Consider the following 23,858-nt stretch of genomic DNA (forward strand, 5'->3'; position numbering starts at 1 on the left):
CCTCCCGGACTCTTAGTCATCATATTAAAATAAATTAATTCGGATCGAGACGATACGATAGAAGTTTAAAGTCCGGTGTGTATGTAAATGTGCCGTATATAAGTCCGCTTCCATGAATCATATAATCTAAAATATGATAGTCGCCTTCAGCCATTGGCAACTCTGAAATATCATCAGCCGAAACCCAGTCGATGATGCCTTCTTCGCTTTCTTTCAGGTTTTGCCCATCAAATTCATCAGCAACAAATGTAAACATCATCCACTCCGATTGAACTTGATCTCCATCCTTTATAATAAAAGTAAAAATGCCTTTTATTTTAGGATTTTTCACATAAATACCCGTTTCTTCTCTAAATTCTCTTACACAGGCTTCTTTAACTGATTCTCCAGGCTCCATCTTACCGCCGGGGGCAACCCACCAGCCTCTTCTCGGCTTCTGCAAAAGCAAGATTCGGCCTTCATTTACCAAGACACAATTCGTAACCCTCTGCACAATAATCACCTCAATAATCCGAAAAAACACTTCTCCTTTATAAAACAGGAGAGCCGTTGCTTTCTAATCTATATCTATAAAAATGATCCTGACTGACCAAGCAGCAGAAGTTCTTCTTTTACGTTCAGCCATTGTATGGCTGTTTTTATCTTCAAAATAAACAATATGAAAAAAATGACATTTTTCAGATGTCGTATTCACTACATTATACTATTATTAATGTATTTCTGAAAGAACCGTGTGTGTCATTCCTTCATGTTTTGCTTATCCATTAAGGTTTTTTAGGACTCGTAAAATTTTTTAACTCATTATCCAATTATTAACACCATGTATACCAGCAACCGGACACAAAAAAAGAGGGTGTCATCGCAAAGACGTATATACGCCTTCATTCCATGACATCCTCAACTTTTATTTAAAAGGGGGTTATTTTGTTTCTTTATTGTAACCCAGTTTGATTGCATTGTTGTTACAGCAGTATTAAGAATTGATTTTTTGTTTTTCCGCTTCGATCAGTTCTTCTACATAGTGTTGCGCATTTTGAGCAGCGATGCTTCCATCGCCAGTCGCTGTAACGATTTGACGAAGTGTTTTTTCACGAATATCACCCGCTGCGAAAATGCCGTCCACTTTTGTCTCCATACGCTCATTTGTAACGATATAACCGTTTTCGTTTGTAATTCCAAGGGAAGCAAATGGTTTTGTTAAAGGCTCCATGCCGATGTAAACGAAAACACCATCTGTTTTCACTTCTTGCTCTTCGCCAGTAACTGTTGATACAAGCGTTACGCTTCCTACTTTACCATTGCTTTCGTTAATTTGCTTCACTGTATGGTTCCAGATGAAATCAATTTTTTCGTTAGCAAATGCGCGGTCTTGAAGAATTTTTTGCGCTCTAAGCTCATCTCTTCTATGAACGATTGTCACTTTTGAAGCGAAACGAGTTAGATAAACACCTTCTTCAACCGCAGAGTCTCCACCGCCGACAACAATCAGCTCTTTATTCTTGAAGAATGCGCCATCACATACTGCACAGTAAGAAACGCCACGGCCACCAAGCTCTTTCTCGCCTGGAACGCCGATTTTCTTATATTGAGCTCCAGCTGCGATAATGACAGCTCTTGCTTTGAAAGACTTCGATCCACAGTTGATTTCTTTGTATGACTTATGATCAATGATTTCTTTCACATCTCCGTAAGCATACTCTGCCCCGAATTTTTTAGCATGGTCAAACATTTTTGTCGATAATTCAGGCCCTAAAATATGATCGAATCCGGGATAGTTTTCTACTTCCTCTGTATTCGCCATTTGTCCGCCCGGCACGCCTCTTTCTAGCATCACTGTAGATAGATTGGCACGTGATGTATAAACAGCAGCTGTCATTCCCGCCGGTCCGGCACCGATAATGACAACATCATAAATTTTTTCTTCCGTCATTTATGTCACTCCCTCATTAAACGTTATACCTTATCGTAGTGGTTTACGTTAGTATTTCCTACCTTTTATCCTATATAACCAAAAGTAGGCAGTCCAAGAAAATGCTCAATGAAGCAGGCCATTCACTTTTTTTACATATTTTTGGATAGTCGATACAGATACATCAAACATTTGTGCTGCTTCTTTTTGACTCAACTGCTCGTTTCGCATTTTTCTCCATGTATACACAACAGCCGCGGCCCATGCAGAAGGATTTGAAAATGCCATTTGCGCTTTTTTTCCTTCTTCCCAAACAGAGAACCATATGAAATATAAGCCTGCCTCCACTAATGTGATCGGATTGTAACGTGTATACAGCATTTCTGCAACTATATCTAAAAAATACGTATCGTTGTTAACAGAGCCATTGCTCTCAATGAATGATAAATACGCTTTTTCCATTTCTGTGAAGCGATCATTGCTCTTGATTGCTTCAATTAAAGCTGTATTGTCCTTATGGAAGCAATGTTTATAAAGAAATAGGCCGAAAAGTCTTTCCTCAGTTAAGTCACTCTCTAGTTTCTTCACCACAACGGGCACTTGGTGCTCAAATCCATTAATTCCGGATACAATTTCACCCCAAGGCTCTAATCCTGCTTTATCAGGATTCAATTCGATTACTTTCTTCCACGCCTTATGGGCGCTTTGTTCGTAGCCTAAATGGTATGCACAAGTTGAAACCCAGTAATAAAATGTGTCATCGCCGGCAAATCCATTCTTCTGCAAATGCTTCAGCCACATATAAGCTAAATCAAAGCGCCCGATTAAGGCAAAAGTCGCCCCCAGCTTATATTGCTGATCGAAATTGATTGGGCGCACTTTCATTAAAGCAGACACAATTTCAACTACCCGATCCATATTTTTTTCATAATGATGGAAAACGACTAAATTGCAAAGACCGTGCAGATTTCCAGGGTTCTTCTCGAGTACTTCCTCTACTGTGCGAAACGCTTCTTCTTTATTTCCTGAATAGAAATATGCAAGCGCCAAATTATTGTATGCAAACCATGATTCCGGTTGATCATCAATCATTTTCTGCAATGCGGCAATAGCTTTTGGGAAATTGCCTGCTTCTAATAGAGACCTTGCCTCTTCACGTTCTGTAGCCGTTGAATCATATTCTTCGAGATCTTCGCCGCTTTCCATGCTCTCCATAGTCAGCAAATCCAATAAATCCTCGGCATCATCCGTAAATTCACCTTTATTGTCCAGCTTCAAATATTTATTAGCATGCAAGTAAGCATCCTTGATCATTCCAAGATGAGCAAAGTTATTAGCCAAGAAGTAATGGCATTCACTCATAAATGGGTCCAAATCGGTTATAATATTTTCTAATATTGTATTGGAATAGCCGTATTCGCCGATGTCCGTACAAACAATCGCCAGCTGGCATGCGATGATCGGTTCCAACGGTTCTAATTCCATTGCTCGTTCCAAGTATTTCTTCGCTTTATATAAATCACGTCTATGATAAGCCTTTAATCCTTTTGAGAAATAATATTCACCTGTTGGATGAAAAGCAAAAATCTTAGCCTGTTGTTCGTATTTAGAGTTTTTACTCATGTAATCCTCCAATAAAAAGTTGGTTAACTACAATATTATACCATATTCGCATATGGAAAAGAACTGCAGAGCTCTAGTCTAAAACCTTTATACACGCAAAGTCAAAAAGCCAAACTGTACAATTTTTGCACAGTTTGGCTTTTTTTAGATTTTTTCTTTAAGCTCACAATTAAGTAAGAAGTTATTTTTTCGCTTCATGGCGCTGTTTAAGAGCAACCAAAACATCTGAGAACGGCAAGTTTTGTTCCTTCAGCAACACAAGCAAGTGGAAGATTAAATCAGCGCTTTCCCATTGCAGCTCATCATGATCACGATTTTTCGCTGCAATAATCACTTCAGCTGATTCCTCACCGACTTTCTTCAATATTTTATCAACGCCTTTTTCAAATAAATACGTTGTGTATGACCCTTCTGGTCTTTGTTGTTCACGCTCAGCAATGATGTTTTCAAGCTCATATAAAAACGAAACATCCGCTTTTGCCGCTGGCGTTTCAGCTTCATATAACTTTTCCGCAAAGCAAGTAGATGTGCCGTTATGACATGCAGGCCCTTTCGGATTAACCTGTACGACAAGTGCATCTTGGTCGCAATCAAAGGAAATTGATTGAACTGTTTGCGTATTGCCGCTCGTTTCTCCCTTATGCCATAACTCCTGGCGCGAACGGCTGTAAAACCACGTTTCGCCGCTTTCAATTGTCTTTTTCAAAGATTCTTCATTCATGTAAGCCAGTGTCAGTACTTGCTTCGACGCCGCATCTTGAACAATCGCCGGGATCAATCCGTTACTGTCAAACTTCAGTTGTACATCCTTCATCGTACAATCACTCCTTCTCGTTGCAAATATCCCTTAACCTCTTTAACCGATGTTTCTTTATAATGAAAAATCGATGCCGCAAGAGCTGCATCTGCTTTACCTTCTTTGAAAGCTTCTTTGAAATGCCCGGCATTGCCGGCACCGCCTGATGCAATTACCGGCACTGTCACAGCTTCACTGACCGCTCTCGTCAAAGCCAAGTCAAAGCCGGCCTTTTCACCGTCACAATCCATGCTCGTCAGCAGAATTTCGCCGGCTCCTCTTGATACTGCTTCTTTCGCCCATTCAATCACATCACGTTCCGTTTCGCGACGACCGCCATGCGTATAAACATTCCAAGATTTGCGCGCTTCATCGTACTTTGCATCGATGGCCACAACGATGCATTGCGCACCGAAAAAATCACTACCTTCATTAATCAGCTGCGGATTTTCAACAGCCGCTGTGTTTAAAGAGACTTTATCCGCTCCGGCACGCAAGATTCGTTTCATATCTTCCAGGCTATTAATTCCGCCGCCGACCGTAAATGGAATCGCGAGCTGTGAAGCAACGTCCCGGACGACTTGAACCATCGTTTTCCGTCCTTCATGCGAAGCTGAAATGTCAAGGAAAACAAGCTCATCTGCGCCTTCCTGATCATAAAACTTAGCCAATTCAACCGGATCGCCGGCATCGCGCAAACTGACGAATTGCACACCTTTTACAACGCGCCCTTCCTTTACGTCTAAACATGGGATAATTCTTTTTGTAATCATAGCGTTTCTCCCCCAGCCTGCACGCAATCAAGCGCTTCTCTTACTGTAAAACGGTTGCTGTAGATTGCTTTTCCGACAATCGAACCCGACACGCCCGCTGATTGAAGTTTAGCTAATTGCTCAACATCTTCAAGGCAGCTGATGCCACCGGAAGCAATGACACTTTTCCCTGTTTCTTCGGCCAGCAGTCGTGTTGCTTCAATATTCGGACCGGCTAATGTACCGTCTGTTGCGATATCGGTAAAAATAAATACTTCAGCACCGTATTCCGCCAGCTTTTTACCTAGCTCTACCACGGTCACTTTCGATGTTTCCAGCCAGCCGTGCGTCGCCACTAGTCCATCTTTCGCATCAAGCCCGATGGCAATTTTCTCGCCGTATTTTTGCAGCATGCTTTTTGTGAACTCTACATCTGATACAGCAATACTGCCTAGAATGACACGATTGACGCCATTTTCTATATAGTAAACGATATCTTCTTCTGTACGGATGCCGCCGCCGATTTGCACATTTACATCAAGCTCTTTTGCCACTCTGATGACATGCTCATGATTAACCGGCTTACCGGCCTTCGCTCCGTCTAAATCGACCATATGTATCCACTTTGCTCCTTGGTCCGCGAAGCTTTTTGCCATTTCAAACGGGCTGTCTCCATAAACTGTTTCCTGATTGTAATCGCCTTTATATAACCTCACACATTTACCGCCGCGCATATCGATCGCAGGATAGATTGTAAATGTTGTCATGCCTCCACCTTCTTTTCGACAAGCTGTAAATAGTTTTTCAAAAGCTTCATGCCTAACTGACTGCTCTTCTCCGGATGAAATTGCATCCCGAACACACGACCTTTCCCGACAATCGCCGGAACAGATTCATAGTAATTCGCTGTCGCAATCACTACCTCTTGATTGTCTGTCTGCAAGTAGTAGGAATGTACGAAATAAACATGCTCCTCATAGCAGCCTTCCAAAATCGCAGCCTCACGGCAATATTGCAGCTTATTCCAGCCCATATGCGGTACTTTATATGTTGTATTGTCTGCAGCTATGCCGCTGAATCGGCCAATCTTCCCAGGCAACAACGATAGTCCCTCACTGAAGCCATTCTCTTCGCTTTCATCGAATAACAGCTGCATTCCTAAGCAAATGCCCAGCAGAAAACCGCCATTTTCAACATACTCTTCAATAAACCTATCAAGTTTCATTTCCTTCAGACGAATCATCGCATCCTTAAAAGATCCGACACCTGGCAAAATCAGGCCGTCCGCTTTAGCAAGCTCTGCGAGGTCATCGCTAATAAAATAGGAAGCACCCAATCTTTCAAGTGCCTTGCTGACGCTGAACAAATTGCCCATCCCATAATCGATTATCCCTATCATCTACAACATTCCTTTCGATGACGGCACACCCTTTACGCGGTCATCTATTAAAGTCGCCTCATCAAGCGCACGGGCAAATGCTTTGAAAATAGCCTCAATAATATGATGTGTATTTCGTCCGTAATGTACGATGACGTGAAGGTTCATCCTTGCTTCAAGAGCCAGCTTCCATAAAAATTCATGCACAAGCTCTGTATCGAACGTTCCTACTTTTTGAGACGGCCATTCTCCACGGAATTCCAAGTGAGGACGATTACTTAAGTCAATGACAACCTGCGCTAACGCATCATCCATCGGAACAAATGCATTCCCGTATCGTTTAATTCCCTTTTTATCGCCAAGAGACTGAAGAATCGCCTGTCCAAGACAAATACCGATATCCTCTGTCGTATGATGATCATCGATTTCAATATCGCCGTTCGCATCGATGTCCAAATTGAACTGTCCGTGCTTGGCCACTAAATCAAGCATGTGATCCATGAACGGAACTCCTGTCTTCAGCGCTGATTTGCCTTCTCCGTCGAGCTCAAACGCCAGCTGGATTTCCGTTTCATTCGTTTTTCGGTATACTTTCCCTTCGCGCTTCATTTTACTTACTCCCCCTCGCGTTACTTGTCTTTATTTCTCGCTTCGATTGCTCTTGCGTGTGCCTCTAAACCTTCCATTCTAGCAAACGCCGCAATCTTATGCGCATTACGTTCAAAGTCATCTTTACTATACATAATGATGCTAGATTTCTTTTGAAAATCATCGACATTAAGCGGACTCGAGAATCGCGCTGTGCCATTTGTAGGAAGCACATGGTTCGGCCCAGCAAAGTAATCCCCGACCGGTTCAGAACTGTATCGCCCGATGAAAATTGCGCCGGCATGGCGAATTTTCCCTACCGCGCTCATTGGCTCATCTATAAGCAGTTCCAAATGTTCCGGTGCCATTTCATTAATGGCTGTAATTGCTTCTTCCAAATTAGAAGCAACAACAATTTTTCCGAAGTCCTCAATGGAACGACGAGCAATATCTTGACGCGGCAACTTTTGCAGTTGCGTTTCCAGCTCTTGTGCCGTTTCTTCTGCCAGCTTTCTGCTCGTTGTAACAAGCACACTGCAAGCACGCTCATCATGCTCTGCCTGTGAAAGCATATCGGCTGCGACCTCATCAGCAAATGCTGTATCATCAGCTAGTATCGCAATCTCGCTTGGGCCGGCGATCATATCAATATCAACATCGCCATATACTTCGCGTTTTGCCAGCGCGACATAAATATTGCCCGGTCCGGTAATTTTATCGACCTTCGCAATCGTTTCCGTGCCGTATGCTAATGCAGCAATTGCCTGTGCTCCGCCTACTTTATAAATCTCAGTAACACCAGCGATTGATGCTGCGACTAACACCGATTGCGGCAACGTGCCATCTACATTCGGCGGACATACCATGACGATGCGCTTCACTCCGGCAACTTTGGCCGGAAGCACATTCATAAATACAGAAGAAGGATAAGCAGCTTTTCCGCCTGGCACATATACCCCGACTGAATCAAGCGGTGTCAGTTTTTGCCCAAGAATTGTGCCGCTTTCCTCAGCATGCATCCATGAATTTCGCTTCTGTTTTTCGTGAAAATTCGAAATATTGTCAGCGGCCTCCTTTAAGATTTCCAGCATATCCTCATCCATTGCCGCGAACGCCTCATCCAACTCTTCCTGTGAAACAGCTATATTCTCAAGACGAATACCATCAAACTTCTCCGTATACTTCCGGACAGCTTCATCACCGTTTTCACTTATATCCGCAATAATGTCCTGAACTACCTTCCTTTGTTCGGCTGTTCCTGCATCAACCGAGCGTTTTAATGAAAGGGAGCTATTCAAAGTCATAATTTCCATCGTCAGTCCCCGTTTCTGTGTATATTAAATGACAGCTGCCAAACGATTGACAAGCTCTGTAATACGTTGTTCTTTCGTACGGTATGAAACCGGATTTGCGATCAGGCGCGATGTGATATCGCAAATTTTCTCATATTCCACAAGTCCGTTTTCCTTTAATGTTTGCCCTGTTGATACAATATCCACAATCCGTTCCGCTAAACCGATGAGGGGGGCTAATTCAATCGAACCGTTCAGCTTAATAATTTCCACCTGTTCACCTTGCTCACGGAAAAAGCTTGAAGCAACGTTCGGATACTTGCTTGCTACACGCGGAGCCACATCGCTCAGCTTCGTATCAGGAAGACCGGCAACAGCCAAGTAACAAGGACTGATTTTCAAATCCAGCAATTCATAAACGTCACGCTCTTCCTCCATCATGACATCTTTGCCGGCAATACCTAAATCCGCTACTCCATGCTCCACATATGTGGCAACATCCATCGGCTTAGCAAGAATAAAGCGAAGCTTCTCCTCTTCAATTTCTAAAATGAGTTTGCGGTTATCGTCAAACTCAGGAGGCAACTGAAAATGAGCAGCACGAAGCAAATCAGCTGCGTCCTCAAAAATTCTTCCTTTCGGCATTGCAATCGTCAATGTTTCTCTCACTGTTTTCCCCCCTCGCTGTCCGTCATATATTCCACCGCTGTAAAACTGCTCGTGAAGGCTAGAACGTCTTTCACACCGTGGATATCTTGGAGCACGACGACCTTTCCTTCCGCTCTCATCGTTGCAGCAGCTTGTATCGCGGCTTGTCTATGTTGTTCATCAAATAAAATGCAATAGCTGTCCTTCTCTTCTTCCAAATTGCCCAGCGCCTCTAACAGACGGTCTGTACTAATAGCAAATCCGGTCGCCGGTGCTTTGTAATTAAACTTACTCAATAAGTTATCATATCTTCCGCCGCTGCCGATTGGCGAACCGACTCCATCAGCATACACTTCAAATAATAAACCGGTATAGTAGCTCATATGGCACACTAATGACAGATCGAAACTGACATACTTATGAACACCAAAATCCTTCAGTTGCTTATACAGTTCTTCTAGTTCATTAATCGCCTGTAAGCCTGCTTCATTTTCAAGAAGCGCTCTTCCCTGCTGACAAACTTCCTCTAAGCCTCTTAGCGACAGAAGCTGCAGCAGTCTTTGCTCTTGCGCCTCGGAAAGCGCCAGTTTTTTCACATGCTCGCGATAACCGACATAATTTTTTTCATAAAGGAACTTCAAGCACTGTTCCGCCCGCTCCTCATCATGCAGCACATCCGAAAATAACTGCTTAATGTAGCCAATGTGACCTACAGAAATTTTGAAGTTCTCCAGTCCAGCTATTCGCAATACCGATACGAGCAAAGCAATCGATTCAGCATCGCCGCTGACTGTCGAGTGGCCGATGCACTCAATGCCAATCTGTTCAAATTCAGCCGGTCTCCCGCCTTCACGCTGCTGAGCGCGATACACGTTAGCCGCATAAGCCAACCTGACTGGAATTCGATATTTTAATAGTTTAGAAGCAGCGACACGGGCAATCGGTGCCGTCATATCCGGACGCAATACAAGCGTGTGCCCTTGCTGATCAATTAATGTGAACAGCTGTTGATCCTGAATGGCCGACTCCTTCCCGACCGTTTCATAATATTCCAAAGCCGGCGTCGCAATCATTTGATAGCCCCAGCTCGTCATTTCCTGCAGCATCTTACTTCGAACCTTCATCTTCGTCTCATAAAGAAGAGGAAGCGTATCTCTCATACCCAATGGTTTCTCAAACATAAACAGCTTAGACAAACAGTTCACCTACTTTTTATCATTACTTATCTATATAATACTATAATTCCGAATATTATTTATACTTTAGTTCGCTAATACAATGAAGTTATATGTAGTTTACTCTCCAGTCGTTTTGAAGTCAAGGAAAGGAGCTGATAAAGTTCTGCTGAAGATTGGTGGTTTCCAAGGAATAATCCCTCCAGCCCGACTAACAATCGCACATAAATTTATCCCCGGACGAATAATTAATCTGCTTTTGTACACAATTAATCCACATTTCCACATAATTAAGCCAAGTTCAGTACCATCTTAATTAGGTGAGCGTCACAAAGGCGCTTCCTCCTGACTTGCCCGTTTGTGCACAGTGTTTCACTTATAACCTACATTAATTCCTATACCACAAAAAAGAGCCGTTAAGACAATAAGTCCTAACGGCTCTCCACTAAGCTTCTTTACTGAAACCGTAAATCGGATCGTCCCTCCAGCGTTCCTTTAGTTGGTCTTTCGTATAAATAATTCTCATCGGATTGCCTCCGACAAATGCTCCGGCCGGCACATCCTTGTGAACAAGGGTAGCGGCTGAAACAAAAGCGCCATCGCCGATTGTAACTCCCGGCAATATCGTTGTATTGGCGCCAATCATTACTTCATCCCCAATTACAACTTTCCCGAGACGGTATTCCTTAATCAAATATTCATGCGCTAATATTGTCGTATTGTAGCCGATGACCGTATTTTTCCCGACCGATATTTTTTCCGGAAACATGACATCGAGCATGACCATTAAGGCAAACGACGTCCGGTCACCGACTTTCATACCGAGAAAAGTTTTATACATCCAATTTTTCAAGCTTAAAAAAGGTGTATAGCGTGCCAGTTGAATGACAACAAAATTACGGACAACCTTCCAAAAAGGGACCGTCTTATAAACGTGCCAGAGCGAATTCGCTCCCTCGACTTCATAGCGTACCGTTTTTCTCAATACCCTCAACCCTTAAAATTCGTAATAAGTCTCTCATATCATTTAACATATAATCGGGCTTGAACGATTGCAAAAATTCTTGTCCTTGCATCGTCCAAGCCACTCCCGCCGTCATCGTTCCGGCATTTTTCCCCGCTAAAATATCGTGATAATTATCGCCGACCATTAACGTTTCAGCAGGTTTCGAATGAAGCTGCTCAAGCGCCTTATAAATCGGCTCCGGATCAGGTTTGGCAACCGTCACGTCATCAATTGCGACAACGGTATCGAACAAGCCTTCCAAACGACCCAGTTTCATGCCGCGATGGCACATTTCCCGTATTTTCGACGTAACAATTCCAAGCTTGAAGCCCGCTTCTTTCAAAGCTGAAACCGCTTCAAAAACACCTTCATATTCTTTTACTAATGTATCATGATGCTCTTGATTATGCGCACGATAACGAACTACCATCTCCTCTATTCGCTCCGGATCAATCTGACCGAATGTTTCCGTCAATGGCGGCCCGATAAACGGAATTACATCATTTCTTCCATACTTATTCGGGTAATAATGATTTAACGTATGTAAAAATGATGCAATAATCAGTTCATTCGTGTTAATAAGCGTGCCATCTAAATCAAATAACACAGTTGTAATGTTAGAGCCCATAGGTTGTTTCTGTTTCCTTTCTTTTGGCCACTTCCGCCCGGTTCCATAAACGACCGATCACCACCGTCAGTAAAACAGCTACCGTCACTCTTATAAGCAGCAAAGGCAACACTGGAATCCCTAATGGAATAAAAATGACTGTATCCTCCACGACAGCGTGACAGGAAACAAGGAATATAATCGCCAGCGTCGCATCTTTTCTGCTGACGCCATTTTCTTTGACCGCCTGAATCATAACGCCAGCTCCGTAAGCAAGTCCGACTGTCAAGCCTGTCAGCATCGTGAATGATGTATTTTCACTCATACCTAAAAATCGCATAAACGGAGCCATCTTTGCTGAAAGAAAGTCCATCCACTTCAAGTCTTTCATAATCTGCACAATAAGCATGATCGGAATAACGAAAACAGCAAGCTGGAGAACGCCAAAAGCCGCTTTTTCGGCAGCGAGCAGCGCTATTTCCAAAGCTCCGTCAGCCTGCGCAGTCTGTACCTGCACAAAACCGTATTCCGCTATATCGCTGCCTCCCGACCAAAGCAGGTTAATCAACAGCGCCGAGATGAAGGCAAGCCCGATTCGGACTGTCAATACAACCCATAGCTTTACACCGACACTCGTTGCGACACCTGACTCAATGATCAAATTGTGGGAAAAGGAAAGCATCGTCGCTAGAATGAACACTTCTTTCACTGTCAATTCCAAAGACAGAATCCCGGCTATGCCGGCATATAAGTTCAGGAAATTCCCCAACACAAGCGGCAAAGCAGCTTCTCCCGGCAAGCCAATCAGCTTCATAACGGGAGAAACAAAATCCGCTATCATCTTCAATACCGGTGTATAACCTAATACAGTGACGATGAACGTAATCGGAAAAATGATTTTACCAAGCAACCAAGTTGTTTTTAACCCTGAAGACAAGCCTTGTTTCCATGATATTTGCCTCACATTTTGCTCCCCCTTTGTTGCTGTGCACATACATCCTCTAGATTGACTTTCCAAACCTATAATTATGCATCTAAGTAACGTTCCTTGCTATATCCCTTCACTCTGCGGAAAATCAATGTCGCAGCCGCACCGACAATCAGCACAAGCGACAATACTTGCGCCGTACGCAAGTCGCCGGTCAGCATTAAACTGTCCGTACGCAAGCCTTCAATGAAGAAACGGCCTACACTGTACCAAATCACGTACGTCAAGAACAGTTCGCCTCTTCTTAGATTTACTTTGCGCAATAGAAGCAATAACGCAACGCCGACAAAGTTCCATAATGATTCATACAAGAATGTCGGATGATAATAAGCAAACTCTCCAACCGGACCTTCAATGTACATTTGGTTGATAATCCAATCAGGCAAAAATAAATTTTCTAAAAACTGTCTACTCACTTCACCGCCATGAGCTTCTTGGTTGATGAAATTGCCCCAACGTCCAATTGCTTGTCCTAGCAAAATGCTTGGAGCAGCAATATCTGCCAGTTTCCAGAATGAAACTTTTCTTACTTTAGCAAAAACGACTGCTGTTAAAACAGCGCCAATTAATGCACCGTGGATAGCAATTCCGCCATTCCAAATTTTAATGATGTCACCGGGATTTTGTGAATAATAATCCCATTGAAAAATCACATAATAGATTCGGGCACTTATAATCGAAATCGGTACAGCAAAAAGAATCATATCTAAAAAGGTATCCTTTGCAATACCTCTTTTCTCCGATTCTCTCAGCGCCAGAAACAGCCCCAATAATAGACCCGTTGCGATGATCAATCCGTACCATCTGATTTGGAGTATCCCTAAATCAATCGCGACCGGGTTAATAGGTTCAATCGCCATTCAATTTTATACCTCTCTTCCCTGTGCTCACGCAGCTTACAGGTCATCTGAATCCCCATCTTCAATAACCTCACTAAGCTTGTTCGCAAATTGTTCAGCCGCATTCATTCCCATCCTTTTCAGGCGGAAATTCATGGATGCTACTTCTATAATAACAGCTAAGTTTCGTCCAGGTCGAACCGGAACTGTCAGACGAGGCAATTCTGTATCGATAATTTTTTGCTTTTCATCATCCAAACCTAAACGGTCGTAATGCTTGTTTTTCTCCCAAATCTCAAGATTGATGATGAGCGAGATTTTTTTTCGGTTCAGTACCGCTCCTGCTCCGAAAAGCGTCATAACATTAATGATGCCTAGCCCACGAATCTCCAGTAAGTGCTCGATTAAATCAGGCGCTCCGCCGACTAGCTTGTCTTGATCTTCTTGACGAATTTCTACGCAATCGTCTGCTACCAATCGATGGCCGCGCTTCACAAGTTCAAGAGCTGTCTCACTTTTCCCGACACCGCTTTTACCAGTGATTAATACACCTACTCCATAAATATCTACTAATACACCATGCACTGCTGTAGTCGGAGCAAGCTTCCCTTCTAAATAATTCGTCAGACGGCTGAATAAGCGTGTTGTCGTCATGTCAGACAACAGCACCGGCACCGACTCACGTATAGAAGCTTCAATTAATTCCTCAGGAATTTCTTGACCTCTTGTCACAATGATTGCTGGTGTAATATCAGTGCACAGCATGTCCATACGATGCTTTCTTTCTTTCGGACCAAGCTTATTAAAGAAAGTCAGCTCAGTTTTTCCGAGCAGCTGCAATCTTTCAGCTGGATAATATTCATAAAAGCCGGCCATTTCAATACCTGGACGGGATAGGTCACTCGTTGAAATTGGTCTGTTAATGCCTTCTTCACCGCTGATTAATTGTAAATTGAATTTTGATAATAAATCTTTTGTACGAACTTTAGGCAATGAAAAGCCCTCCTTCTTCACAAAACAAGATGTTTTTTTTATTTTAGCACTAATTACATAAGAACCGAATATGTCAATTTTGGATATTCATAACATTTCATCATTAACTTTCTCTATTCTCTTTATTTGTATTCTATAACAAGGTGAATTATGGAGTCTGTATTGCGCATACCTCAAATTTCCGACTTTTATTCGTTAATTTGTTCCCTTTTGTACGAGCAGTCATATTATAGATTGAACTATTTACAAGGGGGAAAGAGGATGAAAATCGTTTTAGATGCTGGTCATGGCTATGAAACTGCCGGCAAAAGAAGTCCTAACGGAGTAAGAGAATATGAAATTAATCGGGCTATCGCAATCTATACGAGAGATCTGCTTACCGCTTATCAAAATGTTTCCGTATATTTTACCCACAGCGACAAACGGGATGTCCCTCTAAAAGCAAGAACCGATCAAGCTAATTCCTTGAAGGCTGATTGCTTTGTGTCGATTCATGCTAATGCGTATGGTGACGGAAAGTCTTGGAATAGCGCGCATGGCATTGAAACGTATGTTCATCCGGATGCTGACAGCGAGACCATCACATTGGCAGAGCTCGTGCAAAGACAGCTTTTCATCTCAACAGGCTTGCGCAACCGCGGCGTCAAACAAGCCAATTTTCACGTCCTCCGTGAAACAAAAATGACTGCTATTTTAGTAGAGTGCGGGTTTATGACAAATGAGGGGGAAATGAGACTTCTGAAAACTGAAACGTTCCGCCGGGCATGTGCAGAAGCCATTGCCAAAGGAATAGCTGAAAAATACCGGTTGAAAAAGAAAACGAACGAACCCGCAGTCTCCCAATCCCCAACCGGCGGACTATACAAAGTCCAAACAGGTGCCTTCAAAGAAAAGAAAAAAGCCGAACAACTAGCCCTCACCCTAGAAGAAAAGGGGTATAAAACCTATATTGTTTTTGAACAGGGGTGAATATCGGTGCCTATCACCACCCGAAATCTCTCGTTTACTGTCGAAAAATAAAACGGGTGGTGACAGGCACCACCCGAATTTTCTTTATGTTCACACTTTCACATTATACCGCTAATTATTGAGCGATTTTATGGTTGAGTGCGTTATTTTTGTAGTTTGGTTCTTCTAGTCTGCGAAACAGGCCCCGGTATTTTTCCAGTAGTGATTCGTCTTCGACTAGGTTAGCGGACTGATAGAAGGTTATTTGGCCTGTTCCGTCGTTCGTTTGGCCGTTTGCTTCTAAGATCCTTTTTAGATTTTTGGCTGTGCCGATGCTGCCTGAAATTACATCTGTTCCATTCGGAAAAATGTTTCGGATGTTTTTCTCGAAATACGGGAAGTGAGTGCAACCAAGCACCACTGTTCCATACTGATTCAAATCAAGATGAGCTAGCGATTCTTGCAAATACGACTCGACCACTTCCTCGCTGAACTCAAATCTTTCCGCTAAATGAACAAGCCCCGGCATCGGCATGCTTTCAACAACATCCTGATGATCCAGTCTGTTGACTAAGTTACAAAACTTCTCTTCTTTCAACGTCAATTCTGTTGCCATTACCAATACTTTTTTATGCTTTTTCTCACAACTTTGGATGGCCGGTTTCACTGCCGGTTCAATGCCTATTATCGGGAAATCATATTTTTTGCGAAGGTCTTCGACAGCAATGCTGGTCGCTGTATTGCAAGCAATCACTAACGCCTTTACACCTTGCTGCGCAATGAAATCTGCTGCTTGAAAAATATACTCTCTTACTTCATGCTTTGGTTTTTCACCATATGGGACATGCAAGGTATCGGCATAAAATATGTAATCTTCATTAGGAAGATATTTCATTGCTTGATGAAGGACGGTCATTCCGCCGATACCCGAATCAAAAAAACCTATTTTCATTATTTTCACCCTTTTTAGCCAATACGTTATCTATCAAATTTCATTAATGATATAAGAAAAGGCTGATTCCTCTTTGGAAGAATCGCCTCTTTAAAGTTTAATTTATTTTTTCATTCTTGTATAGGCAAACGGGTTAATTTTAGTTATGTTTGATTGAAACAGAAGCTGTTTTTGATTCAGCATAAATGCTTGTTTGCGAATCCAGCTCATTCGTGAATTTAATAGCTTTTTGAACAACTTCATTCTTTTCTTCAACAATTTTCATGCCTTGCAGATTGACCTTAAGCCCGCCTAAATACGATTTGGCTTCTCCGGATGCATGGATGTTTTGCGGAACAGTAATAAGAATTGCACCTGATGCTGACTTCGCCTTCAATAGTTTCACATTCTCCCCGCAATTTTCTACCGAGATTAAACCGTTAAACGTTTCAAAATCTGCCTCTTGGAATGAGCCATTGCTCTTAATCGCACCATTAATCGTATCGCATTCCACTTTAATCGCATTGAGCTCGTTCAATTCGATATTGCCATTCGCTGTTTCCAAATCGACTTTCAAGCTCGTTAAATCATTCAGCGTGATTTTACCGTTAGCCGTCTTGATTTTTAATTGGTCAACATCCAATGTGTTCCCTAAAATATTTCCGTTGAATAAACGCACTTTAAGTTTATCAAGGTGATTTTTCGGTAAGTATAACTTGCTGTTAACACGCATCCATTTTTGGCCGACAATATAGTAGAGCTTATTATCCTTAATTGAGAAGGTCACTTCATCCAAAAGCGTTTTTCGTGCTTCATCAGTATTGTCTGTCCGATAGACTTTTGCTTCGCATTCCACTTTTATATCGTCTTGCTCCCACACTGCAATCTCAACATTACCGTTCGCAACCTCAATATCGATTTCTTTGAAAGGCTCATACGTATGTTGAAAAGCATGGTTGACGTTAGCGCTTTTAGATAGGTTCAGATCCAAATCTTTCACTTTGGTCATGACATTATCAACAAAATCAAAGATCATATCTTTCGCGGATGCTATTTTCTTCTTCGTGTCTTGCTCTTTCTTTTCTTCCTCATCTAAAATAACAACTGTCGATAAATCATTAACGATTTCTTTCTCTTTCGCACTGTTTTGCTTTGCCTCATCCTCAAGCAACTCCAATAAAGACAGCGCCTCTGAAGCGGTGATTTTGCCTTCCTCCACTAACTTAAGTATACGTTTTTTTTCATCTTGCATTAAAAACCCTCCACTCAAATCAAATAATTAGTTTGCCAATATCTTTATTCCTTTGACAATGTTCCAGATAAAAACCACCAAACTAGTAATGCCGTATAGAACAAATAGCACTATCATTAGAACCGGCACTTCATCCGTTACTGTTGATGATGTGAAAATGCTAAAGAAAATAAACGGAATAAAAGCGAGCGGAATCAGCTGAGAAATCAGACTAGATTTCGCATTCTTTTTAACAGCTTGATTGGAACTGGCCAGTAAAATGATAAAAGGTATGATGACTGGTGCGAAACACACACTGATGTAGCTAAAAAACGAAAGTATTTTGTTCTCTTCCACCATCAAAACCTGCCTCTCTAAATCTTCATAGTAATCATACGGCTGTTTATTCAAAAAGTTTCATTCCTTTTTAATTCCCTATATTTCGTGCTTTAGACATTATTCTTGATTATTCGTCTTTATTTCCTGAGAAATATGTTGCGGCATCTTTTATTTTGTCGAAAACAAGAAAAGCCGCAAACTATGCCTGCGACTTTTCTTCGATGTTTATCCCAATTATGCTTTTGTCTTTTCAGCCAGTAATTCTTTCATGCGAGCGCGGTCGCGTTCTAATACTGGTTTTAAATATTTCCCTGTATGCGATGCCTCTACTTGAACAATTTCCTCCGGCGTTCCGGCTGCGACAATTGTACCACCCTTATCTCCGCCTTCAGGACCGAGGTCAATGATGTAATCCGCTGCTTTAATGACATCTAAGTTGTGCTCAATGACAAGAACCGTATCGCCATTCTCCACTAAGCGCTGAAGAACAACGAGCAAGCGTGCTATATCATCTACATGCAGACCTGTTGTCGGCTCATCTAAAATGTACATCGAACGACCAGTTGAACGACGATGTAATTCAGAAGCAAGCTTCACACGTTGCGCTTCCCCGCCTGACAATGTTGTTGCAGGCTGACCAAGCTTCACATAACCTAAGCCGACGTCTTTAATGGTTTGCAATTTGCGATTAATTTTCGGATGATTTTCGAAAAATGTCACTGCATCCTCAATCGTCATTTCCAAAATATCCGAAATGCTCTTACCTTTATATTTCACTTCCAAAGTTTCACGGTTGTAACGTTTACCATGACAAACTTCACAAGGAACGTAAACATCCGGCAGGAAGTGCATTTCAATTTTGATGATTCCGTCACCGCGACATGCCTCGCAGCGCCCGCCTTTAATATTGAAGCTGAAGCGGCCTTTCTTATAGCCCCTTACTTTCGCTTCGTTTGTAGAAGCAAATACATCGCGAATATCGTCGAACACACCGGTATAAGTGGCAGGATTTGAACGCGGTGTTCTGCCGATTGGCGACTGATCAATGTCGATAACTTTATCGAGCTGCTCTATTCCGATTATTTTCTTATGCTGACCAGGCTTTGCTTTTGCACGGTTCAGTTTTTGCGCTAATGACTTATGCAAAATTTCGTTGATTATCGTACTTTTTCCTGATCCGGAAACACCGGTTACGCTAATGAACATCCCAAGCGGAATTTTAACATCGACATTTTTCAAGTTGTTCTCTTTTGCTCCGATGATTTCCAAGTAACGCCCGTCCGATTGACGGCGTTCCAATGGAAGCGGAATGAACTTCTTGCCTGATAAATATTGTCCCGTTAGAGAATCCGGATGCTTCATGACTTCCTTCGGCGTTCCGGCCGCTATAATTGAGCCGCCATGCACACCGGCACCCGGACCGATGTCGATTAAATAATCAGCTGCGAGCATTGTATCCTCATCATGTTCAACGACAATGAGCGTATTGCCGATATCCCTCATGTTTCGCAGCGTATGAATGAGTCGATCATTATCGCGCTGATGAAGCCCGATGGATGGCTCGTCCAAAATATAAAGCACGCCGGTCAACCTTGAACCTATTTGAGTCGCCAAGCGAATACGCTGCGCCTCGCCGCCTGATAATGTGCCGGCTGCGCGACTTAGCGTCAAATAATCCAACCCGACATTCTCCAGAAAACCAAGGCGTTCTCGAATTTCTTGAAGAATCATATGTGCGATTTGGGCTTCTTTTTCAGTCAACTTTAAGTTATTTGCCCATTGGTTAGTTTCAGCAATAGACATTTCCGTTACTTTTCCGATATGTTTGCCGTTTATCAGCACTGCGAGCGCTTCTTTTTTCAAGCGATAGCCTTTACATGTCGGACAGCGGTTATCGGCCATGTATTTCTCCATTTGCTCGCGCACCCAATCTGAAGACGTCTCTCTATACCGTCTTTCAACATTACGAAGAACACCTTCAAATTCCGTATAGTTTTCGCGAACTTGGCCAAACTCCGATTCGTAGCGGAAATAAATCTTTTCTGAACCTGATCCGTATAAAATTTTATCCAATAAATGCTCCGGAATATCCTCAATCGGCGTATCCATATCAATTCCATAATGGTTCGCCACTGATTCAAGCAACGAAGGATAATATTGTGAGCTTGTCGGTTCCCACGGCGCAATCGCATGCTGATGCAGGCTCAGCGACCGGTCCGGTATAACGAGATCAATATCAACTTCCTGCTTAAAACCTAAACCATCACAATCCGGACATGCACCAAACGGACTGTTGAATGAGAATAATCTAGGCTCCAGTTCATCAACGGAAAAGCCGCAAATCGGACATGCATGATTTTCGCTGAACAACAGTTCTTCTTCACCGATGACATCAATGATGACTTTTCCATCGCCCAACCTTAAAGCATTTTCCAATGAATCAGCAAGACGTGCTTCCACACCTTCCTTCATGACGATTCGGTCAACTGTCACTTCAATGCTATGCTTCTTATTTTTATCTAATTCAATTTCATCATTAATATCATAAATTTCTCCGTCGACACGGACACGGACATAACCTTTCTTCTTAATATCCTCGAACGTTTTGACGTGGGCACCTTTTTTGCCGGAAACAATTGGCGCAAGAATTTGAAAGCGTGTCTTCTCCGGGTATTCCATAATACGGTCAACCATTTGCTCAATCGTTTGTGATGAAATCTCAATATTGTGCGTCGGACATGTTGGTCTGCCGACACGCGCATATAGGAGACGCAAATAGTCATAGATTTCCGTTACCGTTCCGACTGTCGACCGCGGGTTACGGCTCGTCGTTTTTTGATCGATGGAGATGGCCGGGGACAAACCTTCAATCAAGTCGACATCCGGCTTATCCATTTGCCCTAAAAATTGGCGCGCGTAGGCGGAAAGAGATTCCACATATCGGCGTTGCCCCTCCGCATAAATCGTATCAAAGGCTAATGAAGATTTCCCCGAACCGGATAGACCGGTCAGAACAACCAACTTATCGCGCGGAATGGTAACATCGATGTTTTTCAGATTATGGACTCTGGCGCCTTTTATTTCTATCTTATCAATTGCCATATTTCTGTCATCCTTCCAGTTTCAGTTCTAATAGGAGATCGCGCAATTCTGCAGCCCGTTCGAAGTCCAACGCTCTTGCCGCTTCCTTCATTTCCTTCTCCATATCCGCTATTACTTTTTCTTTCTCTTCTTTACTTAAATGATCAAGTTTCACATTTGTATCTTGCTCTTCTTGCTCCTCAGCAGCATGTGTCGCTCTAATGACGTCGCGTACTTCTTTTTGGATTGTTTTTGGAACAATGCCGTGAATCTCGTTATATTCTTCTTGAATTGCCCGGCGTCTCTTCGTTTCCTTAATAGCTATATCCATTGAATTCGTAATTTTATCCGCATACATTATAACGTGACCATTCGAATTTCGCGCTGCACGTCCGATTGTTTGGATAAGCGAACGCTCGGAACGGAGGAAGCCTTCTTTGTCGGCATCCAATATCGCAATTAACGATACTTCTGGAATGTCCAAACCTTCTCTCAGCAAGTTAATGCCGACTAATACATCATATGTGCCAAGCCGCAGCTCGCGGATAATTTCAATTCTCTCTAATGTTTTGATTTCCGAATGCAAGTATTGCACTTTTATGCCAATTTCTTTTAAATAATCCGTCAAATCTTCCGACATTTTTTTTGTTAATGTCGTAATAAGTACACGCTCATTTTTCGATACACGATCTTGAATCTCGCCAATCAGGTCATCAATCTGTCCTTGAATCGGGCGAATATCAATTGTCGGATCAAGAAGACCTGTCGGACGGATGATTTGCTCGACCATTTCCGGTGTATGCTCTAATTCATATGGGCCCGGAGTTGCCGATACGAAAATCGCCTGGCTGACTTTCTTTTCAAACTCAGTAAATGTCAGCGGTCGGTTATCCATTGCAGAAGGCAAACGAAAACCGTAATCAACCAGCACCTTTTTACGGGCTTGGTCGCCGTTGTACATGCCACGCACTTGCGGAAGAGTTACGTGTGATTCGTCGACGACTAGCAGGAAGTCTTCCGGCAAGTAGTCAAGTAGCGTATAAGGTGTTGATCCCGGCGGACGCAATGTCAGATGACGTGAGTAGTTCTCGATGCCGGAGCAGAAGCCCATCTCCCTCATCATTTCCAAATCGTAACGTGTTCTCTGCTCAAGACGTTGCGCTTCCAGAAGCTTGCCATTTTCTCTGAAATAAATCAGCTGTTCTTCCAGCTCTTTTTCAATATTTTGAATCGCGACTCGCATTTTCTCTTCACGGGTTACGAAGTGGGATGCCGGAAAAATTGCAACATGCTCGCGTTCGCCCAACACTTCCCCGGTTAGCGCGTCGACTTCCCGGATGCGGTCAATTTCGTCTCCAAAAAACTCGATGCGTATGCAGTGCTCATCCCGAGAAGCCGGGAATATTTCCACAACGTCACCGCGAACCCGAAATGTTCCGCGTTTGAAATCAATATCGTTGCGTTCGTATTGGACATCTACTAGTCTTCTTAACAATTGATTGCGCTCAATTTCCATACCGGTGCGCAAAGAAACAACCATCTCGCTGTATTCTTCCGGCGAACCTAAGCCGTAAATGCACGATACACTGGCGATAATGATGACATCTTTTCTTTCAAATAATGAAGATGTCGCCGAGTGCCGAAGCTTATCGATTTCATCATTGACGCTCGAATCCTTTTCGATGAACGTATCCGTCTGTGGTACGTATGCCTCCGGTTGATAGTAATCGTAGTAGCTGACAAAGTACTCAACAGCATTGTTCGGAAAAAATTCTTTAAACTCACTGTATAGCTGGCCGGCAAGCGTCTTATTATGCGCAATAACCAGGGTCGGTTTATTTACTTCTTTGATGACATTGGATATCGTAAATGTCTTCCCAGTTCCTGTCGCACCCAGCAAAGTCTGCATCCGCTTCCCCGCTTTAATCCCTTCGACAAGGGTTTCGATTGCTTGCGGCTGATCCCCGCTAGGAGAATATTTTGAGACTAACTGAAACTCATTCATACGCTTACCTCCATCTTGCTTTTTATATATCATTAACGAACGTACTCATTTATAGACAGTGTACCACAAATAATAGAAAGCTAACCACTGAAAAGCGAACACTTATTCGTTTTCGGTTATACAAGGCAGCGCTCTATTCTCTCACTCGACTCGGTGCTCTATTTTTTCGTTTCGCGCCCTATCTTCTTGACTTGGCGTTCTATCTTGCTGATTCGGCAGTCTATTTTCAGCTCCAAACTCTTATTTTTTCAATTTCCGATCTATTTATCGTCACTTTCTTCCCATTTAAAATTATTTCGAACTCATTTCCTCTAAAATCATGACAAAAAGCACCAAGCTAAGCGCTCTGGTGCGATGAAGTATGCTTAATGTAACGAATGGACAGCCATAAGCCGAATGTTAATGAGCAAGCATCCAAAATGATGATCGGCCAAGTTTCTGTATAGCCCGCATAGGCGGATGCACTGATTAGTGCGACACTCAATGCCAACCCGACGAAATGATTATAAGTGACTTTAGTGAAAATATAGACTAGTAGGGCCGGCAATATAATAGCAGCTAAATACCAAGTCATAAAAATCATCTCCTTATGATTCTTCGAGACTTCTGTTACAGAATTGCCATCTTTATTATAGCACACGTCTGGTAAAATAACCCTTATCGAGGTCTGATGTTCAATAAAAAAGCAGAGCCATAAGTTTCTGCTTTTTGTTGATTTCAAACGCTTAA

General features: G+C 42.6%; 23 protein-coding genes. 1 reads left to right on the forward strand and 22 read right to left on the reverse strand.

The window, feature by feature from the left end; translation table 11 throughout:
• Positions 1-34 precede the first annotated feature (34 nt).
• The 16 genes from IEO70_RS09265 to hprK all read right to left on the reverse strand — a co-directional run bounded on the left by IEO70_RS09265 (position 35) and on the right by hprK (position 14,594).
• Entirely contained in the window at positions 35-493 is a 459-nt protein-coding gene (locus tag IEO70_RS09265) for an NUDIX hydrolase (protein WP_190998100.1), read from the reverse strand.
• Between the two features lie 480 nt (positions 494-973).
• Positions 974-1,930: a thioredoxin-disulfide reductase gene (gene trxB / locus IEO70_RS09270; RefSeq protein ID WP_190998101.1), complete on the reverse strand. Its 957-nt coding sequence runs from the start codon at positions 1,928-1,930 to the stop codon at positions 974-976.
• A 105-nt stretch (positions 1,931-2,035) separates the two neighbouring features.
• A complete protein-coding gene (locus IEO70_RS09275) occupies positions 2,036-3,532 on the reverse strand; it encodes a tetratricopeptide repeat protein (RefSeq protein WP_190998102.1) in 1,497 nt (498 codons plus the stop codon).
• A 181-nt stretch (positions 3,533-3,713) separates the two neighbouring features.
• Entirely contained in the window at positions 3,714-4,346 is a 633-nt protein-coding gene (gene hisIE / locus IEO70_RS09280; RefSeq protein ID WP_190998103.1) for a bifunctional phosphoribosyl-AMP cyclohydrolase/phosphoribosyl-ATP diphosphatase HisIE, read from the reverse strand.
• Positions 4,343-5,101 carry an imidazole glycerol phosphate synthase subunit HisF gene (gene hisF, locus IEO70_RS09285; protein WP_190998104.1) on the reverse strand — a complete coding sequence of 253 codons (759 nt, stop codon included), beginning with the start codon at positions 5,099-5,101 and terminating at the stop codon, positions 4,343-4,345. Before hisF ends, hisIE begins: the two co-directional genes overlap by 4 nt.
• Positions 5,098-5,847 (reverse strand): 1-(5-phosphoribosyl)-5-[(5-phosphoribosylamino)methylideneamino]imidazole-4-carboxamide isomerase, encoded by a 750-nt coding sequence (gene hisA / locus IEO70_RS09290; protein WP_190998105.1) that lies wholly within the window; start codon positions 5,845-5,847, stop codon positions 5,098-5,100. The genes hisF and hisA overlap by 4 nt, the downstream gene beginning before the upstream one ends.
• Positions 5,844-6,479 carry an imidazole glycerol phosphate synthase subunit HisH gene (gene hisH / locus IEO70_RS09295; protein ID WP_190998106.1) on the reverse strand — a complete coding sequence of 212 codons (636 nt, stop codon included), beginning with the start codon at positions 6,477-6,479 and terminating at the stop codon, positions 5,844-5,846. Before hisH ends, hisA begins: the two co-directional genes overlap by 4 nt.
• Positions 6,480-7,067, reverse strand: coding sequence for an imidazoleglycerol-phosphate dehydratase HisB (hisB, locus tag IEO70_RS09300; RefSeq protein ID WP_190998107.1), 588 nt, complete (start codon positions 7,065-7,067; stop codon positions 6,480-6,482).
• A gap of 20 nt (positions 7,068-7,087) precedes the next feature.
• A complete protein-coding gene (gene hisD / locus IEO70_RS09305) occupies positions 7,088-8,359 on the reverse strand; it encodes a histidinol dehydrogenase (protein WP_190998108.1) in 1,272 nt (423 codons plus the stop codon).
• A gap of 24 nt (positions 8,360-8,383) precedes the next feature.
• Entirely contained in the window at positions 8,384-9,007 is a 624-nt protein-coding gene (hisG, locus tag IEO70_RS09310; RefSeq protein WP_190998109.1) for an ATP phosphoribosyltransferase, read from the reverse strand.
• The gene (locus IEO70_RS09315; protein WP_235973561.1) at positions 9,004-10,182 is read right to left on the reverse strand and encodes an ATP phosphoribosyltransferase regulatory subunit; all 1,179 of its coding nucleotides are present in this window, start codon (positions 10,180-10,182) and stop codon (positions 9,004-9,006) included. Before IEO70_RS09315 ends, hisG begins: the two co-directional genes overlap by 4 nt.
• 424 nt (positions 10,183-10,606) lie before the next feature.
• Positions 10,607-11,146: an acyltransferase gene (locus IEO70_RS09320; protein ID WP_190998110.1), complete on the reverse strand. Its 540-nt coding sequence runs from the start codon at positions 11,144-11,146 to the stop codon at positions 10,607-10,609.
• Positions 11,124-11,795 (reverse strand): pyrophosphatase PpaX, encoded by a 672-nt coding sequence (ppaX, locus tag IEO70_RS09325; protein WP_190998111.1) that lies wholly within the window; start codon positions 11,793-11,795, stop codon positions 11,124-11,126. Before ppaX ends, IEO70_RS09320 begins: the two co-directional genes overlap by 23 nt.
• Positions 11,785-12,738 (reverse strand): nucleoside recognition domain-containing protein, encoded by a 954-nt coding sequence (locus tag IEO70_RS09330; protein ID WP_328820901.1) that lies wholly within the window; start codon positions 12,736-12,738, stop codon positions 11,785-11,787. Before IEO70_RS09330 ends, ppaX begins: the two co-directional genes overlap by 11 nt.
• A 62-nt stretch (positions 12,739-12,800) precedes the next feature.
• On the reverse strand, positions 12,801-13,622 hold the full coding sequence (gene lgt, locus IEO70_RS09335; protein ID WP_190998113.1) for a prolipoprotein diacylglyceryl transferase: 822 nt from the start codon (positions 13,620-13,622) through the stop codon (positions 12,801-12,803).
• Between the two features lie 36 nt (positions 13,623-13,658).
• Positions 13,659-14,594, reverse strand: a complete 936-nt coding sequence (gene hprK / locus IEO70_RS09340; RefSeq protein ID WP_190998114.1) for an HPr(Ser) kinase/phosphatase — start codon at positions 14,592-14,594, stop codon at positions 13,659-13,661.
• Between the two features lie 261 nt (positions 14,595-14,855).
• Here hprK and IEO70_RS09345 point away from each other — a divergent pair, with 261 nt between their 5' ends.
• Positions 14,856-15,563, forward strand: coding sequence for an N-acetylmuramoyl-L-alanine amidase (locus tag IEO70_RS09345; protein ID WP_190998115.1), 708 nt, complete (start codon positions 14,856-14,858; stop codon positions 15,561-15,563).
• Positions 15,564-15,678: 115 nt separating this feature from the next.
• Here IEO70_RS09345 and murI read toward each other — a convergent pair whose 3' ends face one another.
• The 6 genes from murI to IEO70_RS09375 form a co-directional block, all read right to left on the reverse strand.
• Positions 15,679-16,494: a glutamate racemase gene (murI, locus tag IEO70_RS09350; protein WP_190998116.1), complete on the reverse strand. Its 816-nt coding sequence runs from the start codon at positions 16,492-16,494 to the stop codon at positions 15,679-15,681.
• Positions 16,495-16,633: 139 nt separating this feature from the next.
• Positions 16,634-17,725: a DUF4097 family beta strand repeat-containing protein gene (locus tag IEO70_RS09355; protein ID WP_190998117.1), complete on the reverse strand. Its 1,092-nt coding sequence runs from the start codon at positions 17,723-17,725 to the stop codon at positions 16,634-16,636.
• 27 nt (positions 17,726-17,752) lie between these two features.
• Positions 17,753-18,115, reverse strand: a complete 363-nt coding sequence (locus IEO70_RS09360; RefSeq protein WP_190998118.1) for a hypothetical protein — start codon at positions 18,113-18,115, stop codon at positions 17,753-17,755.
• 162 nt (positions 18,116-18,277) lie between these two features.
• Positions 18,278-21,145 carry an excinuclease ABC subunit UvrA gene (uvrA, locus tag IEO70_RS09365; RefSeq protein ID WP_190998119.1) on the reverse strand — a complete coding sequence of 956 codons (2,868 nt, stop codon included), beginning with the start codon at positions 21,143-21,145 and terminating at the stop codon, positions 18,278-18,280.
• Between the two features lie 7 nt (positions 21,146-21,152).
• Positions 21,153-23,129, reverse strand: a complete 1,977-nt coding sequence (gene uvrB / locus IEO70_RS09370) for an excinuclease ABC subunit UvrB (RefSeq protein WP_190998120.1) — start codon at positions 23,127-23,129, stop codon at positions 21,153-21,155.
• Between the two features lie 337 nt (positions 23,130-23,466).
• The gene (locus tag IEO70_RS09375; RefSeq protein ID WP_190998121.1) at positions 23,467-23,703 is read right to left on the reverse strand and encodes a CsbA family protein; all 237 of its coding nucleotides are present in this window, start codon (positions 23,701-23,703) and stop codon (positions 23,467-23,469) included.
• Between the last annotated feature and the right edge of the window lie 155 nt (positions 23,704-23,858).

This window comes from Peribacillus faecalis (assembly GCF_014712675.1).
GTDB classification, from domain to species: Bacteria; Bacillota; Bacilli; order Bacillales; family DSM-1321; genus Bacillus_AD; species Bacillus_AD faecalis.

Bases quoted from the DNA above. Each gene is read 5' to 3' on its own strand.
- IEO70_RS09345 (WP_190998115.1), top strand. From the start codon at position 14,856: ATGAAAATCGTTTTAGATGCTGGTCATGGCTATGAAACTGCCGGCAAA.
- IEO70_RS09355 (WP_190998117.1), bottom strand. From the start codon at position 17,725: ATGCAAGATGAAAAAAAACGTATACTTAAGTTAGTGGAGGAAGGCAAA.
- hisB (WP_190998107.1), bottom strand. From the start codon at position 7,067: ATGAAGCGCGAAGGGAAAGTATACCGAAAAACGAATGAAACGGAAATC.
- hisH (WP_190998106.1), bottom strand. From the start codon at position 6,479: ATGATAGGGATAATCGATTATGGGATGGGCAATTTGTTCAGCGTCAGC.
- hisD (WP_190998108.1), bottom strand. From the start codon at position 8,359: ATGGAAATTATGACTTTGAATAGCTCCCTTTCATTAAAACGCTCGGTT.
- ppaX (WP_190998111.1), bottom strand. From the start codon at position 11,795: ATGGGCTCTAACATTACAACTGTGTTATTTGATTTAGATGGCACGCTT.
- uvrB (WP_190998120.1), bottom strand. From the start codon at position 23,129: ATGAATGAGTTTCAGTTAGTCTCAAAATATTCTCCTAGCGGGGATCAG.
- trxB (WP_190998101.1), bottom strand. From the start codon at position 1,930: ATGACGGAAGAAAAAATTTATGATGTTGTCATTATCGGTGCCGGACCG.
- hisA (WP_190998105.1), bottom strand. From the start codon at position 5,847: ATGACAACATTTACAATCTATCCTGCGATCGATATGCGCGGCGGTAAA.
- murI (WP_190998116.1), bottom strand. From the start codon at position 16,494: ATGAAAATAGGTTTTTTTGATTCGGGTATCGGCGGAATGACCGTCCTT.
- lgt (WP_190998113.1), bottom strand. From the start codon at position 13,622: ATGGCGATTGAACCTATTAACCCGGTCGCGATTGATTTAGGGATACTC.
- IEO70_RS09275 (WP_190998102.1), bottom strand. From the start codon at position 3,532: ATGAGTAAAAACTCTAAATACGAACAACAGGCTAAGATTTTTGCTTTT.
- hisF (WP_190998104.1), bottom strand. From the start codon at position 5,101: ATGATTACAAAAAGAATTATCCCATGTTTAGACGTAAAGGAAGGGCGC.
- uvrA (WP_190998119.1), bottom strand. From the start codon at position 21,145: ATGGCAATTGATAAGATAGAAATAAAAGGCGCCAGAGTCCATAATCTG.
- hisIE (WP_190998103.1), bottom strand. From the start codon at position 4,346: ATGAAGGATGTACAACTGAAGTTTGACAGTAACGGATTGATCCCGGCG.
- IEO70_RS09375 (WP_190998121.1), bottom strand. From the start codon at position 23,703: ATGACTTGGTATTTAGCTGCTATTATATTGCCGGCCCTACTAGTCTAT.